Below are 17,661 nucleotides of genomic sequence, written 5' to 3'. Positions count from 1 at the left end.
GACCTCGGCAAAACCAACACTTCACGAAAAGCAAGGGCGGATAACAGCAATGGGTGGCAAGCGCGACGGTGTGGAACGGCGGACGGCGAACGCAGCCGGGGCGCGTCGGCGCAAACGCATCGCCGGTGCCGGAACCGCGGTAGGTGCATTCCTGGCATTCGGGATGACTCCGCTGTCCATCGCGCCGTCGGCCCATGCCGACGAGCTGGACTGGGTCTCAGACCTTTTCGGCGCCAGCCTGGGCGATGCCTTCGCCACCCTGGGCGACTCCTCGTCGTGGCAGACGATCTTCGATGCCGACTCCTGGGCGCCGCTGTTCACTCAGCTCGACACCGGCTGGGACGCCGCGCTGGTCCCGATGTCCGCAGCGGCCAGTGACCCGTTCGCGGACCTGTTCAACACCCTGTTCTACGAGCCGATGCACACCGGCATCGAGAACTGGATCGACAGCCCGCTCGGCCTGCAGGTCAACGGTGCGATCAACAGCATGTTCGGGGTGTACCTGATCGGTAACGGTGCCGACGGCACGGCCGACAACCCTGACGGCGGCGACGCCGGCCTGCTGTTGGGAGACGGCGGCAACGGCTTCGGCTACAGCGGTAGCGGCGGCAACGCCGGCTGGTTGTTCGGCAACGGCGGCAACGCCGGCAGCGCCGGTGACACCGGGGCCGGCGATTCCGGGGCCGGCGGGCCCGGCATGGTCACCTTCGCTGCGCTGGCCGGTGACCCGGCTCCGATCAACGGCGCGCCCGGAGTGGGCGGCGACGGCGGCGGCCTCTTCGGCCATGGCGGCAACGGAACCGACGGTACGGCCGGGCAGTTCGGTGGCGTCGGTGGCGCGGGCGGCGCGGGCGGCGCCGGCGGGTTCTTCTTCGGCAACGGCGGCAACGGTGGCAACGGCGGTGCCGGCGGTGACGGCACCGCTGTGCACCTCGACGGCGGGGCCGGGGGGGCCGGCGGCGTCGGGGGCCGGGGCGGGCTGTACTTCAGCAACGGCGGGGTCGGTGGCGCCGGTGGTGCCGGGGGTGACGGTTTCACCGGTAGCCGGGACGGCGGCAACGGTGGCGCCGGTGGCGCCGGCGGTGTTGGTGGCGGTGGCGGCACCTTCTTCGGCAACGGCGGGTCCGGCGGTACAGGCGGTCTCGGCGGCGACGGCGGGAGCGGCGCGGCGGGTACCGACGGCGCACAGGGCACCTTCACCGGCGCCGGCAACGGCAATGGTGGTGCCGGGACCAACGGCGGCGTCGGTGGCGTGGGTGGCAACGGCGGTGTGGGCGGCGACGCCGGGGCGGGTGGTCTTTTCGGCTCTGCGGGCCACAGCGGATCGGGTGGAGCCGGCGGTGATGGCGGCGCCAGTGGTGCCGGCGGCAACGGCGGCAACGGTGCGGCCGGAACCGCCGCACACGTGGGCGGCGGCAACGGCGGCCGCGGTGGCGAAGCCGGGATTGCCGGCGGCGCGGGCCGGGGCGGCGCGGCGGGCAGCGGCTCCGGCGGCGTTGCGGGCGCGGCGGGCAGTGCCGGCGAATCGGCCACCGTCAGCGGTAACGGCGGTAACGGTGGCGCCGGCTTCAGCGCGGTCAACCCGGGCCAGGCCGCCGGTAACGGTGGTCGGGGCGGTGACGGCGGGTCGACCGGCAACGGCGGCAACGGTGGCGTCGGCGGTAACGGCGCCACGGGTGCCCTGGGCGGCAACGACGTCAACGGCAACGGCTTGCAGGGCGGCGCCGGTGGTGTCGCCGGTAACGGTGGTGCCGGTGGTGCCGGTGGATCGGTCTCGGGTAACGGCGGCGCCGGAGGCGCGGGCGGTGTCGGTGGCGCCGGCGGCGCCGGCGGGACCGGAGAGACCGGCGATGCCGGGCAGAACGCGGCGGCCGGAAGCGGTGGTGTCGGCGGGACCGGCGAGAACGGTGGCAACGGCGGCAAGGGCGGGATCGGTGGTCTCGGCGGCAACGGTGGCGCCGGTGGTACTGCGGCGCACGGCAGCTCGGGTGCATTCGGTGCGGGCGGTGTCGGTGGTGCCGGTGGTGCCGGCGGTGACGCGGGCGACGGTGGTCAGGGCGGCACGGGTGCTGGTGGTGGCAAGGCCGCCGCGGCCGGCGCGGGTGGCCTCGGCGGTAACGGTGGTTCGGTGGGCGCCGGCGGTGCCGGTGGCGCCGGCGGTCTGGGTGCCGGCGGTGCGCATGCGGTTGGCGGCAAAGCGGGCGCGACGGGCACCGGTGGCGACGGCGGCGTGGGCGGTACCGGTGGTGCCGGGCAGCTGCTGGCCAATGGCACGGTCCAGGCCGGTGGCGTGGGCGGTCACGGCGGTAACGCGGGCGCGGTCGGCAACGGCGGTGCGGGCGGTACCGGTGGTGCCGGGGCGACGGGTGCTGCCGGGATCACCAGCGGTTCGGGTAACGGCACCAACGGTGCGACCGGCGGTGTCGGCGGTGCCGGTGGCGTGGGCGGTGCCGGCGGTTCGATCTCGGGCAACGGCGGCGTCGGCGGTGCCGGTGGCGTGGGTGGAACCGGCGGTGCCGGTGGCGCCGGCTCCAACGGAATCGACGGCGTGGATGCGGTCGCGGGAAGTGGCGGCAACGGCGGCGACGGCGGCAGCACCAGCAGCGTCGGCGGTAACGGCGGCAGCGGTGGTATCGGCGGCGCCGGCGGTGCGGGCGGCACCGCGGCGCACGGCTCCGCGGGCGGCCAGGGCGTCGGTGGCACCGGTGGTGCCGGCGGCGCGGCGGGCAACGGCGGCACCGGTGGTGCCGGCGGCGACGGTGCCGGTGGCGGCGCCAATGCAGTGGCCGGCCACGGCGGCAATGGCGGTAGCGGCGGCACGGCAGGTGGAGCCGGAAACGGCGGCGACGGCGGTATCGGTGCCGGCGGCCAGGCCGCCAGCGGAGCCGCGGGCGCGGCGGGCAGCGCGATCGGCGGCGTAGGCGGCAACGGCGGCAACGGCCAGGTGTTGGCCGATGGCACCGTCCAGGCCGGCGGTGCCGGCGGCAACGGCGGCAACGCGGGTGCGATCGGAACCGGTGGCGCGGGCGGCAACGGTGGTAGCGGCGCGGCCGGGGTGACCGGCGGCCGCGACGCGAGCGGCAACGGACTGACCGGCGGTAACGGCGCGTCGGGCGGCGTCGGCGGTCAGGGGGGCGCCGGCGGCACCCTCTCTGGCGACGGCGGTGCCGGCGGCCGCGGCGGCGCCGGTGGCGCGGGCGGCAACGGCGGGAGCGGCGGCTTCGTGACCCCCGGCAGCGGCGCGTCCGGCGCGGCCGGTGGCAACGGTGGCACCGGTGGCACCGGCGGAGCCGGGGGCCTCGGTGGTGCCGCGACCGACGGCAACGGTGGTGCCGGTGGTCAGGGCGGCACCGCGGGTGCTGCCGGCAACGGAGGCAACGGCGGTGTGGGCACCGGTGGGGGTACCGGTGCGACCGCCGGCAGCGGCGGCAATGGTGGCAGCGGCGGCGAGCGCGGCACCGCGGGTGCCGGTGGCGATGGCGGCACCGGCGCGGGATCCGGCCACAACGGCGCAGCCGGTGCGGTCGGCGGTATCGGCGGCGGCGGTAACGGTGGCGAAGGCGGCCGCGGCGGCGACGGTCGCGAACTGTCCGACGGCACCATGCAGGTCGGCGGCGCAGGCGGCCAGGGTGGCAGCGCCGGGTCGATCGGTAACGGTGGCCGCGGTGGTGATGGCGGCGCGGGCGCCAGCGGTGGGACCGGCTCGGTCAACAGCGTGAACGGCGCCAACGGTGCCATCGGTGGTGTCGGCGGCGCCGGCGGCAGCGGTGGCTCGATCGCCGGCAACGGCGGCGCCGGCGGCGTCGGCGGACATGGCGGCAACGGCGGTAACGGTGCCATCGGCCTGACCGGCACCGCGGGCACCGATGCCGCGGTCGGCAGCGGCGGCAACGGCGGCAACGGCGGCATTGGCCTCGACGGTGGCAACGGCGGGAACGGCGGCGTCGGCGGTCAGGGCGGTCTGGGCGGCAGCGCGGTCAACGGGGCAGCAGGCAAGGCCGGGATCGGCGGGATCGGCGGCAACGGCGGCAACGCCGGCCACGGCGGCGACGGTGGTGCCGGTGGCCGCGGCGCGGGCGGCGGCTTGAACCTGGTCGCCGGCAACGGCGGCGCCGGCGGAAGTGCTGGCAGCGCCGGCCAGGCTGGGGCCGCAGCGCAGGGCGGCCTCAGCGGCGACGGTGCCAGCCAGCGTGCCGGTGGTGTGGCGGGCGCGGCGGCGGTCGGCGGCGGCAACGGTGGTGCCGGTGGCGACGGTGGTGCCGGTGAGGTGCTGTCCAACGGTGCTTCCCAGGCCGGCGGTAACGGTGGTGCCGGCGGCAACGCGGGCGCGGTCGGAACCGGTGGCGTCGGTGGTGACGGTGGCGCGGGCGCGACCGGGAACGCGGGTGTCACGGACGCCGGTGGCGACGGAAGCAATGGCGGGGACGGCGCGGCCGGTGGAAACGGCGGGGTCGGCGGCGCAGGTGGCACTACCTCCGGCAACGGTGGCGCCGGCGGCAGCGGCGGTGCGGGCGGCAGCGGTGGTGCCGGCGGCAACGGACTCGTCGGCACCGCAGGGACCACCGATGCCGCGGGGCAGGGCACCGACGGCGGCGACGGTCGCGACGGCGGCAACGGCGGAGACGCGGCACACGGTGGTAACGGTGGTGCCGGCGGCACCGCGGTGAACGGTAACGCGGGTGCGGCCGGGGCCGGTGGGGTCGGTGGCACCGGTGGCGCGGCCGGTAACGGCGGGACAGGCGGTCGGGGTGGCGACGGGGCCGGCGGTGGCCTTGACTTCGAGGCGGGCACCGGTGGCAACGGCGGCGACGGCGGGGCGGTCGGGCAGGCCGGCCTCGGTGCCGCCGGTGGCACCGGCGCCGACGGCAGCCACGCCGCGGATGGTGCGGACGGCGCTGCGGGCCACTCCAACGGCGGCGCGGGCGGCAACGGTGGCGCCGGCCAGATCCTGTACGACGGCACCCTGCAGGTCGGTGGCCAGGGCGGTAACGGCGGCAACGCCGGGACGGTCGGCACCGGCGGTGCGGGCGGCAACGGCGGTGCCGGTGCTACCGGGGCGGCCGGGGTCACCGATGCCTCCGGCACTGGCACGCACGGTGGCAACGGTGGACTCGGTGGCAACGGCGGGACCGGTGGTGCCGGCGGCACCGTGGCCGGTGATGGCGGCGTCGGTGGTCAGGGCGGCGCGGGCGGCACAGGCGGTCTCGGTGGTGCCGGGCTCAATGCGTCTGTCGCCGGCCAGAACGGCGGCAACGCCGGTGACGCCGGCAACGGCGGTCAGGGCGGCGTGGGCGGTCAGGGCGGCACCGCCACCAACGGAACCGGTGGTGCCGGTGGGCGCGGCGGCGCCGCGGGTGACGCCGGCACCGGTGGCCAGGGTGGCCAGGGCGTCGGCGGTGGCGCCGCGGCAAACGCCAGTAACGGCGGCAACGGCGGCACCGGTGGGGAACGCGGCACGGCCGGGCAAGGCGGTGCGGGCGGGGCCGGTAGCGCGGGCGACGGCGCGCACGGCGGTGTCGGCGCGGTCGGTGGCGGCGGTAACGGCGGTAACGGTGGCGCGGGCGGCAACGGAATCGGCGTGATCAACAACGCCGGTCAATCCGGCGGCAACGGCGGCCTCGGTGGTGCGGCCGGTAGCAACGGCAACGGCGGAGACGGCGGCGCCGGCGGTAAGGGCGCGGTGGGCACCAACCCGGCCGCACCGACGGAAGGCGGCGCGAACCCGTTGGCCGGCAACGGCGCCGGCGGATCGGACTGCGGCAGCACCGCGGGCACCAGCTCCTGCACCGCCGGAGTCGGCGGCAACGGCACCGCGGGTAACAGCGCCAACAACGGCGGGCACATCCAGGACGGCGGCAACGGTGGCACCGGCGGCCGGGGCAACACCGGTGCGTGGTTGGGCCAGACGGCCACCGGCGGCAAGGGCGGCAACGGCGGTAGCGGCGGGGTTTCCGGTGACGGTGGCGACGGCGGTACCGGCGGCTACGGCTACGTCGGTGGCAGCTCCAGCAGCGCTCACGGTGGTACCGGCGGAAACGGTGGCGACGGTGGCAACGGTGTCAGCGGTGTGACCGGCGGCAACGGCGGTGCCGGCGGCGCCGGTGGTGCCGGCGGGTCGATGTCGGGTGTGGGCGGTAACGGTGGCGTCGGTGGCGCGGCCGGCAACGGCGGCGACGGCACCGTCGGCGGCGATGGTGGCGATGGCGGCAACGGCGGGCAGGCCTACATGTCGGCGCCGGTCGGCGGCACCTCCGCGGTCGGCGGCCAGGGCGGTAACGGCGGTAACGGCGGATACGGCGGGAACGGCGGATCCGGTGGCATCGGCGGCCAGGGCGGTGACGCGGGCGCGGCCGGTGCGGACGGTGCCGGTCAGGCCGGCGTTGGCGGTGCCGGCGGCAACGGTGGTTCCGGTGGTCAAGGCGGTAGCGGCGGCGACGGCGGCGACGGCGGCAACACCAGTCGCGGCACCTCCTTCGGCAGCCAGACGGCCGGCCAGGGCGGGACCGGTGGGACCGCCGAGGCCGGCGGAAGTGGCGGCGCGGCCGGCGGGGGCGGCGCGGGCGGCCAGAACGCCGACGGCTCGAGCGCATCCAGCGGTGCGGGGGGCACCGGCGGGACCGACGGCGACAACGGCGCCGCCGGCAGTGGCGGATCGACCGGCAGTACCGGCTAAGACGTCCGCGGCATTGGTCAACGAATCAACCATTCCTGCTTAAGTAATGAGGTACCCCCTGTGATTGGTAAGCGCCACAAGGCAACTCGGGCTACTCGTCGGCTATTGGGTGCGGGTTCGGCGGCGGCGGCATTTTTGGCGTTCGGTGTGACGCCGTTGGTGTCGGTGCCGGCGGCGCAGGCTGATGGTGAGTTTGATTGGCTGCTGGATGTTTTCGGTTCGGGGGCGTGGTCGGCTGCCGAGGAGGATGCCTCGGCGGGCTTTGACTGGGGGTCGTTGTTCGACCCGTCGTCGGCGGGGTTGGCTGGTGGTGATGCGTTTGATCTGTCGGCGTTGGTGCAGGCGTACATCTATACGCCGTTGCACGCGAGCATGGTCGATTGGCTTGAGAGCCCGTTGGGTGTTCAGGTCGGTTCGTTTGTCAATGACACGTTCGGGTTCGGCTCGATCATCATTGGTAATGGTGCTGCTGGTGTTGCCGGTGTTGATGGCGGCAATGGTGGTGCGGGCGGTTGGTTGTTCGGTGATGGTGGTGCTGGTGTCGCCGGTGGTGATGGTGGCGCGGCTGGGCTGTTCGGCAATGGCGGGGCCGGCGGCGCGGGTCTGGCGGGCTTAGCCGGCGGCGACGGTGGTGCCGGTGGTTCGTGGATGGGCGTCGGCGGTGTCGGCGGTGTCGGCGGTGACGGTGGTGGCGCCGGCGGTAATGGCGGCGACGGCGCAGGTTGGCTGTTCGGCTCCGGTGGCGCCGGCGGTGCCGGCGGGATCGGTGCGGCCGGTGCGGCGGGTCTGACTGGTGCTACCGGTGTCTGGGCTTCGGGTGGCAACGGCGCCGTCGGCGGCAACGGCCTCCTCGGCGGTAACGGTGGCAATGGTGGTGCCGGCGGTAAGGCATCGGGTTTCTTCGGTAACGGCGGCAGTGGTGGTGTCGGCGGTGTCGGTGGTGTGGGCGGTAACGGTGGCCGGGGTGGTGACGGTGCCGTTGGTGACTGGGATGTGGCTGCCAGCAATGGAAATGGTGGTGATGGTGCTGGTGGTGGTGACGGCGCCAACGGTGGCCAGGGCGGTCAGGGTGGTCTGGCAGGTGCGGGCACCAGCTGGGGTTCGTCGGGTGTCAACGGCCTGGGCGGTCAGGGTGGTGCCGGCGGCAACGCCGGGATCGCCGGCGATGGCGGCGCTGGTTTGGACGCGGACAGTGAGCACCCCGACGGCGGCGATGGTGGCAACGGTGGGGATCCCGGCGCGATCGGTCACGGCGGTCAGGGCGGCCTGAATGGGGGGTCGACCACCGAGCATGCGGCCAGTGGCGCCGATGGTGTGGCGGCCGGGCACGGCGGTAACGGTGGTAACGGCGGCGACGGGTTCGACGTGGCGGCCTACAACGCCGCCCACGCAGGCGAACTGGGCTTCAAGGCGCTGAGCATCGCCGGCGGCAACGGTGGCAACGCCGGCGACGCCGGACTGGTCGGCGACGGCGGCACCGGCGGCAACGGTGGCAATGGCGGCGCTGGCGGTCCCGGCGGCAACGGCGGCTGGTCGGGCGGCAAGGGCGGTACCGGCGGCGACGGTGGCAACGGCGGCAACGGCGGCGCTGCCGGCGCACTGAGTGGCAACGGCGGACTGGGTGGCAACGGCGGTCTGGGCGGCGACGGCGGGCACGGTGGAAACGGCACCGGCGCCAACAGCAATGCCGGCAGCGGCGGCGACGGCGGCAAGGGCGGCATCGGCGGCCAAGGCGGGGCCGGACAGACGGGTGAGACTGGCAGCTACCTGACCGGTGACGGCAACGGTGGCAACGGCACCAACGGCGGTGCCGGCGGAACCGGCGGCGACGGTGGCAAGGGAGGCGACGCGGGCACCGCCACCGGCACCGGCACTCTGGGTGCCAACGGCAACGGTGGCGACGGTGGCCAGGGCGGCACTGGTGGCGCGGCCGGCGACGGCGGCCGGGGATCGGACGGCGACGCTTCAAACATCGACGGCGGCAACGGCGGTAACGGCGGCAACGTTGGAATCGCGGGTGCCGGTGGCAACGGCGGCGCGGCCGGATCCGGTGGCCTGGGCGGCAACGCCGGCGCGCAGGGCGCGGAAGGCGACGCGCCGACTGTCGGGGGCAACGGCGGCGACGGCGGTAACGGCTTGGCCTCCTCGACCGAGGGCGTCGCCGGCGGCGCGGGCGGCGCGGGTGGCAACGGCGGCGACCACGGCAACGGCGGGAATGGCGGCGACGGCGGCAACGGCTTCACCGGTGCGGCCGGTGTGAGTGCCACCACCGCGGGCGGCTCCGGCACCAGCGGCGGCAACGGTACCGACGGTGGTGCGGGTGGTGCCGGCGGTCTGGGCGGCGCGATCAGCGGCGACGGTGGCAACGGCGGTCTGGGTGGTGCCGGTGGTTCCGGCGGCAACGGTGGGGACGGCCTAACCGGTGCACAGGCCACGGTGGCCGGGGCGAACGGCAACAACGGTGGCTCCGGTGGCAACGGTGGCAACGCCGGCTCCGGCGGCGCCGGCGGTAACGCCGGAGGCACGGCCGGCGGTTCAGGCAACACGGGCATCAACGGCAGTGGCGGGTCCGGTGGTTCCGGTGGCAACGCCGGCACGGCGGGTAACGGCTCGGACGGTGCAGCAGGCAACGCCTCAAACATCAACGGCGGCAAGGGCGGTAATGGCGGTGACGCCGGTGCTGCCGGAACGGCGGGTCAGGGCGGTGCGGTCGGGACCGGGGGAACCGGCGGCAACGCCGGGGCCGGCGGCGACGCCGGCGCGGCGATCACCGGCCCAGCCGGCAATGGCGGCAACGGTGGCGCGGGCTACAACGCGGCCGGCGACGCCGGTGCTGCGGCCGGAACCTCCGGGGGTAACGGTGGGGCCGGCGGTGACGGCGGCAACGTCGGTAACGGCGGCAATGGCGGTGTCGGCGGCAGCGGCAAGTCCGGCGTCGGCACCGCCGGCACAGCGGGCACGGCCGGCACCCCCAACGGCGGCGCGGGCGGTACCGGCACCGACGGTGGCAATGGTGGCAACGGCGGGGCGGGCGGAACCGGCGGTGCGCTGGCGATCAACACCGCGGGCAACGGCGGCATCGGTGGTGATGGCGGTGCCGGCGGCAACGGCGGTAACGGCGGCAACGGATTCAGCGCGACGGCGGCCGGCGCCGCGGGTGGCAATGGTGGGGCCGGTGGCGAGGCCGGCTCCGGCGGCCACGGTGGTTCCGGCGGCAACGCCGGAACCGCGCAGTCGGGCACGGTGGTCGGCGCCAACGGCAATGGCGGCCAGGGCGGTAACGCCGGCAGCGCCGGCCAGGGCGGCAACGGCGGCCGGGGCGGCGACGGCAATGCCAGCACCCCGAACGGCGGCCACGGCGGTAACGGCGGCGATCCGGCCAACATCGCGGGTAGCGGGGGGGCTGGCGGCGCAGCCGGCAGCGTCGCGGGCGGCGGTGGAACCGACGGGTCCGGCGGCGCAAGCGGAACTGCGACAGCGGGCGCGTCCGGCAATGGCGGCGCGGGAGGAAACGGCTACAACGCGGCCGGTGACGCCGGCGCGGCGGCAGGAGCCAACGGCGGCAAGGGCGGTGCCGGCGGTGACGGCGGTGCGATCGGCAACGGCGGCAACGGCGGTGCCGGCGGCAACGGCAAGGTGGGCGCCGACGGTTACACGGCCCCGAACGGCCAGGCGGCCGGCGGCGGTACCGGCGGTACGGGTGCCAATGGCACCCAACCCGGGCAGGCCGGCGGAAACGGCGGCCGGGGCAATGACAACAGCTGCGCAAAGTTCTTCGGCTGCGGCGACTTCTACGCCGGCGGTGGAGGAAACGGCGGCAACGGGGCGCAGGCCGCGGACGGCGGCAACGGTGGTGCCGGCGGGGATGCGTATGCCAATGCCGGCGGCACCAACGGCAAGGCCCACGCCGGCGACGGTGGCGACGGCGGTGACGGTGGTATCGGCGCGAACGGCGCGAACGGCGGTAGCGGCGGCGCCGGCGGTGCCGGCGGCAAGGGCGGCTCGATCTCCGGTGACGGCGGCAACGGCGGTGCCGGCGGCGCAGGCGCCAACGGCGGCGCCGGTGAGAAGGGCGGCGACGGCGGTGATGGCGGCAAGGGCGGCTATTCGCAGAACCGTCAGGGCTCTGGCTACGTCTGGGGCGGCAACGGCGGTGATGGCGGCACGGGCGGCGGGGGCGGCAATGGTGGCGACGGCGGTAACGGTGGTGCCGCTGGCGCGGCGGGCGTCGCCCTCGGCTCTGGCAGCTCCGGCGCAGCCGGTGCCAGTGGCGGTGCGGGCACTGGGGGCGCGGCCGGTGCTGGTGGCGCCGGCGGAGCGCGTGGGGAAGGCGGAACGACCTCGCCCGGAACCGTCGGCTCCTCCAACGGTTCCCCGGGGCAAATCGGAACCGGTGGCGCGGGAGGCACGAAGGGTAACGACGGCGCCCATGGCTAGCCACGTTCTCCCGCATGCATTTTCGCGGCGTTTCCTTTTGCGTGGGAACGCCCTTTCGCGCCGGTTCGCCGACGTCGAAAACTCAACCAACCTCATCCCGAACTCAGCAGATAGGCGTCGTTCCCATGGCTCGTAAACGTCGTAACACAGGTCAATACGTCAACCGCGGCAATGCATCTCGCCGAGCAGTCGGTGCCGCCGGAGCCGCCAGCGCGTTCCTGGCGTTCGGCATGGCCCCGCAAGCGCAGGCCGACTTCGATCTGGACGACCTGTTCGACCCGAGTACCTGGGCGCCGCTATTCGAATCCAGCACTTGGGATTCAGGTTTGAACTGGGATCAGCTGTTCGCCGGTGACGAGCTGGCCAACGCACTGACCGCGGGCTCGGCGGCCGACACCGGCAACCTCACCGCCATAGTCGACCAGTGGTTCTACACCCCGATGCATAGCGCGATGGTCGACTGGATCGAGAGTCCGTTCGGAACCCAGGTCAACGACTTCATCAACAACACCTTCGGCTTCGGCTCGATCATCATCGGCAACGGTGCTGCCGGTACCGAACTCAACCCCAACGGCGGCAACGGCGGCTGGTTATACGGCGACGGTGGCGCGGGCTACGACGGCTCGCTGACCGGGGTGGCCGGCGGCAATGGTGGCGCGGCCGGGATGTTCGGCAACGGCGGTGCCGGCGGCGACGGCGGAGCGGGCTTCGACGGCGGCACCGGTGGGGCCGGCGGCAGCTGGAGCGGTATCGGCGGCGTCGGCGGTATCGGTGGTGCCGGTGGCGACGGCGGCAACGGCGGGGCCGGGGCTGGCTGGCTCTTCGCTATCGGTGGTGCCGGCGGTGTCGGCGGCGACGGACTGGTCGGCGCTGCGGGCGCGGTCGGAGTCGCCGGTGTCGATGGCGGTAATGGTGGTGTCGGCGGCAACGGCGGTGTAGGCGGCAACGGTGGAGCCGGCGGCGCTTCCAAGGCAATCATTTTCGGTGCCGGCGGTAGGGGCGGCGCGGCCGGTGACGGTGGCACCGGCGGTGTCGGTGGTGCGGGTGTGGCCGGCACTGACGGAAACGACGGCGAGACGGGCACCTTCGCCGGCGGCGGTAGCGGCAACGGTGGCGACGGCACCGACGGCACCGACGGTGGTAACGGCGGCACGGGCGGGAACGGCGGTGCGGCCGGCACGGCCGGTGCCGGCGGGAAGGCCAGCTCGTGGTTCGGCAGCAACGGCACCTTGGGTGCCGGCGGTCAGGCGGGCAACGGCGGCAACGGCGGGGCCGGCGGCGTTGCCGGACTCGGCGGCAATGGTGGTGCGGGCGCGGCCGGCACGGCGTCGAACCTCAACGGTGGCGCGGGCGGTGACGGCGGCGACACCGGCACGGCGGGCGCCGGCGGTGCGGGCGGACAAGCCGGCGGTGCCGGAGCAGTAGCCGGTCAGCAGGGCATCAACGGTGCCGACGTGACCGGCGTCGGTGGCAACGGTGGCGTGGGCGGCGACGGCTATAGCCCCACGACCGCAGGCGAATCGGGCGGCAACGGCGGCGCGGGCGGTGACGGCGGCGCCTACGGCAACGGTGGAGCGGGCGGTAACGGCGGCAACGGGTCGACCGGCATCGCCGGCAGCGACGGCAGCGTCACCAACCCCGACGGCACCGATGGTCACACCGGCGGAAACGGTGGCACCGGTGGCATCGGTGGCAAGGGCGGTTCGATGGCCGGCAACGGCGGAACCGGCGGTCGGGGCGGCCACGGCGCGGACGGCGGCGCAGGCGGCGACGGTGTCGTCGGCGCGACCGGTTCGTTCGACAACGGCGGCACCGGCACCGGTGGCAACGGCGGCGACGCGGGCAGCGGCGGCACCGGCGGCAGCGGCGGCAACGGTGGTGCGGGCGGTACGGCGGCCCATGGGGTCGCGGGCTCCACCGGGGCCGGGGGCAACGCCGGTAGCGGCGGTGACGCCGGCAGGGCCGGCGACGGTGGCGCCGGCGCAGCCGGCACAGCAGCGCATCGCGACGGCGGCGACGGCGGCGACGGCGGGAACACCGGCACCGGCGGCAGCGCCGGCAACGCGGGCACCGGGTCTCACACCGGCGCAGCGGGTTCGGCCGGGCACGCCGCCGCGATCGGTCAAGGCAACGGCGGCGCGGGCGGCGCCGGATTCAACGCGACCACCGCGGGCGACTCCGGCGGCAACGGCGGCGTCGGCGGTGGCGGCGGCGATCGCGGCAACGGCGGAAACGGTGGCGCCGGTGGATCCGGCGCGGACGGCACCAACGGGGTCGTCGGCAACGCGGTGAACCCCGACGGCGGCAACGGCACGGTCGGCGGCAGCGGCGGCATTGGTGGCGCGGGCGGTAAGGGTGGTTCCGAGGCCGGCAATGGCGGCGCCGGCGGTGTGGGTGGTGCCGGGGGCGCGGGCGGCAACGGTGGCAACGGCGTGACCGGGGCCAACGCCAGCACGGCCGGCGGTAACGGCGCGAACGGCGGCGACGGCGGCGACGGCGCCCTCGGCGGCAACGGCGGCGCGGGCGGCGCTGGCGGTTCGGCCGCACACGGTACTTCGGGGGCCAACGCTTCCGGCGGTGCCGGCGGTCGTGGTGGTGACGCTGGGGCGGCCGGCAATGGCGGCGCCGGCGGCAACGGCAACGCGGCGCACATCGACGGTGGCAACGGCGGTGACGGCGGCGATGTGGGCGCCGCCGCCGCGGGCGGCAATGGCGGAGCCGCCGGTGGTGCCGGGGCGACGGTCGGCGCCACCGGCGCACACGGCGCCGAGATCGTCGGGGCCTCCGGCAACGGCGGCCAGGGCGGCGCGGGATTCACCCCCACCGCGGCAGGGCAATCCGGCGGCGACGGCGGCGCGGGCGGTAACGGCGGTGCTCACGGCAACGGCGGTAACGGCGGTGCCGGCGCGGCAGGCTCTGCCGGAACCAGCGGGCCAGTCGGAAACAACGGCACCCAGGGCAGCGTCAACGGCACCAACGGCGGACAGGGCGGTTCGGGAGGCAACGGCGGCAACGGCGGTGCCGGCGGCACTGGCGGCTCGCTGAGCATCAACACCGCCGGTAATGGCGGTATCGGCGGTGCGGGCGGCGCCGGTGGCAATGGTGGTGTCGGTGGGAAGGGCTTCACAGCCACGGCGCCCGGTGCCGATGGCGGCAACGGCGGCAAGGGTGGTCAGGCCGGTTCTGGCGGCGTCGGCGGTGCGGGCGGTAACGCGGGTACCGCGGCCAACGGAACCGTGGGCAACAACGGCAACGGCGGGGCCGGCGGTAACGCCGGCGATGCCGGAGCGGGCGGCAACGGTGGCGATGGCGCCGCCGGAAATGCGTCCAACCCCAATGGCGGCAACGGGGGCCAGGGCGGCGACCCTGGCAACGTCGCTGGGACCGGTGGCGCCGGCGGCACGGCCGGCGCCACCTCCGGCGGCGGCGGAATCCACGGCGGCCAGGGTGCCGACGGCGTCTCGGCGACCACGGTGTCGGGTAACGGCGGCAACGGTGGGGCAGGTTTCAGCCCGACCAGCATCGCCGACAACGGCGGCAACGGTGGCGCCGGCGGCAACGGTGGTGCGGCGGGTTCGGCCGGCAACGGCGGCAACGGTGGTGCCGGCGGTGCGGGCGCGACCGGAGTCGGAGGAAATGGCGCGGTCGGTACGGCAGGAACAGCCGGCGACCCGAACGGCGGTGCCGGTGGTTCCGGCGCGGCCGGCGGTAATGGCGGTGCGGGCGGCGCCGGCGGTGCCAGTGGCCTGCTGGGCGTCAACCACGCCGGCAATGGCGGCGTCGGCGGCAATGGCGGCGACGGTGGTGCCGGCGGCACGGGCGGTGCCGGGTTCAACGCGACGACGCCCGGCGCCAACGGTGGTGACGGCGGCAAGGGCGGTCAGGCCGGTTCCGGTGGCACCGGTGGTGCCGGCGGCAACGCGGGTGTCATCAACGGCGCGGCCACCGCGGGTGTCAACGGCAGCGGTGGTGCCGGTGGTAACGCCGGGACGGCCGGGCAGGGCGGCAACGGCGGCAACGGTGGCAACGGGGATGCCACGAACCCCAACGGCGGCAACGGCGGTCGTGGTGGCGATGCGGGCAATGTCGCCGGCACCGGCGGTGGCGGCGGCGCCCGTGGGACGGGCGGCACCGGTGGTGTCGACGGAGTGACCGGCGCCAACGGCACGGCGGTGAGCGTGGCCTCCGGCAACGGCGGCAACGGCGGCGCCGGTTTCAGCCCGACCAGCGTGGCCGACAACGGCGGCAATGGTGGCGCCGGCGGTAACGGTGGCGCGGCGGGTTCGGCCGGCAACGGCGGCAACGGTGGTGCCGGCGGTGCGGGCGCGACCGGCGTCGGTGGCACCGGCGCTGTCGGCACCGCGGGCACGGCCGTCGACCCCAACGGCGGTGCCGGCGGATCCGGTGCGGCCGGCGGCAACGGCGGTAAGGGCGGCGCCGGCGGTGCCAGTGGCCTGCTGGGCGTCAACCACGCCGGCAATGGCGGCGTCGGCGGCAAGGGTGGCGACGGTGGTGCCGGTGGCACCGGTGGTGCCGGGTTCAACGCGACGACGGCCGGTGCCAATGGCGGTGACGGCGGCAACGGTGGTCAGGCCGGTTCCGGTGGCACCGGTGGTGCCGGCGGCAACGCGGGTGTCATCAACGGCGCGGCCACCGCGGGTGTCAACGGCAGCGGTGGCGCCGGTGGTAACGCCGGGACGGCCGGGCAGGGCGGCAACGGCGGCAACGGCGGCAACGGGGATGCCGCAAACCCCAACGGCGGCAACGGCGGTCGTGGTGGCGATGCGGGCAATGTCGCCGGCACCGGCGGCGGCGGGGGTGCGCGCGGTACCGGCGGCACCGGCGGCGTCAACGGAGTGACCGGCGCGAGCGGTACCTCCGCGGTCGGCCCATCCGGTAACGGCGGCACCGGTGGTAATGGATACAACGCGGCCGCCGACCCCAACGCGGCGGCCGGCGCCCGCGGCGGCGACGGCGGCAAGGGCGGCACCGGCGGCTCGGTCGGCAACGGCGGCGACGGCGGCGCCGGTGGTACCGGTGCGGCGGGTCAGGCCGGCGGGAACGCCGCCAACGCCGGAGGATCCGGCACGGCCGGACTCACCGGTGGTGCCGGCGGCAACGGTGGTGCGGGCGGCAACGGCGGTGCGCTGTCCGGCGCGGCCGGCAACGGCGGTGTCGGCGGCAAGGGCGGCGTCGGCGGTGCAGGCGGTAGCGGTGCGAACGGCTCGACGGGCATCACTGCCCCCGACGGCGGCGGACTCACCGGTGGCAAGGGTGGCAACGGCGGCAGCGGGGCCATCGGTGGCGCCGGTGGGGTCGGCGGCAACGGCGGCGTCGGCGGCACCGCCACCGACGGCAGCACCGGCAGCCACGGTGCCGGCGGCCAAGGCGGTGCCGGTGGCCAGGGCGGCAGCGCCGGCAACGGTGGTACCGGCGGCACTGGTGCCGGTGGCGGCACCAACGCGGCCGCCGGAAACGGTGGCCAGGGCGGCAACGGCGGAAACCGTGGCACCGGTGGGGCCGGCGGTCTCGGCGGCGACAGCGGTAACGGCCAGCTTGCCTCGAGCGGAGCGGGGGGCGCGACCGGAGCCAGCGGCGGTAACGGAGGTAACGGCGGCGTCGGCGGTAACGGCCAGGGCACCGTCAACGGTGCTGCGCAGATCGGTGGAATCGGCGGCAAGGGCGGCGACGCCGGAACCGTTGGCAACGGCGGGACCGGTGGTGCCGGCGGCAATGGTGCGGTCGGAACCGCCGGCTACACCCCCCCGACTGGCCAGGCAGCCGGCGGCGGTACCGGAGCCAACGGCGCTAACACCACCCAGGCCGGTCAGATCGGTGGTGCCGGTGGCACCGGATCGTCCGCGTCGTGCGCACTGTTCTTCGGCTGCGGTGACATCAACGCCGGCGACGGCGGTAACGGCGGCAACGGCGGCCAGGCAGCGGCCGGCGGTAACGGCGGCGCAGGCGGTGGCGCCAATGCGCAGACCGGCGGAACCCGCGGCTACGCCTACGGCGGCGACGGTGGCAACGGCGGCAACGGCGGAGACGGCACCAACGGCACGGCCGGGGCCAGCGGCGGCGCCGGTGGCGCCGGCGGCAAGGGCGGTTCGATCGCCGGTAACGGTGGTGACGGCGGTCTCGGCGGCCTGGGCGGGAACGGTGGTGCCGGCGAGAACGGTGGCAACGGCGGCGCCGGCGGTGGCGGCGGTACCGGTGAGAACCACCAGGGCACCGGTTACGCCAAGGGCGGCGACGGTGGCGACGGTGGCACCGGCGGTAAGGGCGGCAACGGTGGCGCGGGCGGTAGCGGCGGCGTCGGTGGCGCGGCGGGGACTGCGCAAGGCATCGGCGCCAACGGGAACACCGGTGTGGGCGGCGCGGGAGGCACCGGCGGTGCGGCCGGTTCCGGAGGTGCGGGCGGCACCGCCGGGGCGGCCGGATCGGCGTCCGCGGGCGGTGCGGTCAGCGCGGACAAGGGCGCCGCGGGCCAGACCGGCACTGGCGGCGGATCCGGAACGAGGGGCACCGATGGCGCTCACGGCTAAATCCCT

At 75.8% G+C, this 17,661-nt stretch carries 3 protein-coding genes; all 3 read left to right on the top strand.

Annotated elements, in window-relative coordinates:
- Positions 1 to 49 precede the first annotated feature (49 nt).
- The 3 genes from ACKY0W_RS21055 (at position 50) to ACKY0W_RS21045 (ending at position 17,655) form a co-directional block, all read left to right on the top strand.
- Positions 50 to 6,673 carry a PE family protein gene (locus tag ACKY0W_RS21055; protein ID WP_409435659.1) on the top strand — a complete coding sequence of 2,208 codons (6,624 nt, stop codon included), beginning with the start codon at positions 50 to 52 and terminating at the stop codon, positions 6,671 to 6,673.
- Positions 6,674 to 6,733: 60 nt separating this feature from the next.
- Positions 6,734 to 11,110 (top strand): PE family protein, encoded by a 4,377-nt coding sequence (locus ACKY0W_RS21050; RefSeq protein ID WP_409435658.1) that lies wholly within the window; start codon positions 6,734 to 6,736, stop codon positions 11,108 to 11,110.
- A 125-nt stretch (positions 11,111 to 11,235) separates the two neighbouring features.
- Complete coding sequence (locus tag ACKY0W_RS21045; protein ID WP_409435657.1) at positions 11,236 to 17,655, top strand: PGRS repeat-containing protein; 6,420 nt, start codon at positions 11,236 to 11,238, stop codon at positions 17,653 to 17,655.
- The last annotated feature ends 6 nt before the right edge of the window (positions 17,656 to 17,661 follow it).

Source organism: Mycobacterium sp. SMC-14, assembly GCF_046250075.1.
Lineage (GTDB): Bacteria > Actinomycetota > Actinomycetes > Mycobacteriales > Mycobacteriaceae > Mycobacterium.
This window is presented reverse-complemented; position numbering and strand designations above follow the sequence as displayed.

Excerpts from the sequence above, each read along its gene's own strand:
- ACKY0W_RS21055 (WP_409435659.1), top strand. The coding sequence starts at position 50 with ATGGGTGGCAAGCGCGACGGTGTGGAACGGCGGACGGCGAACGCAGCC.
- ACKY0W_RS21045 (WP_409435657.1), top strand. The coding sequence starts at position 11,236 with ATGGCTCGTAAACGTCGTAACACAGGTCAATACGTCAACCGCGGCAAT.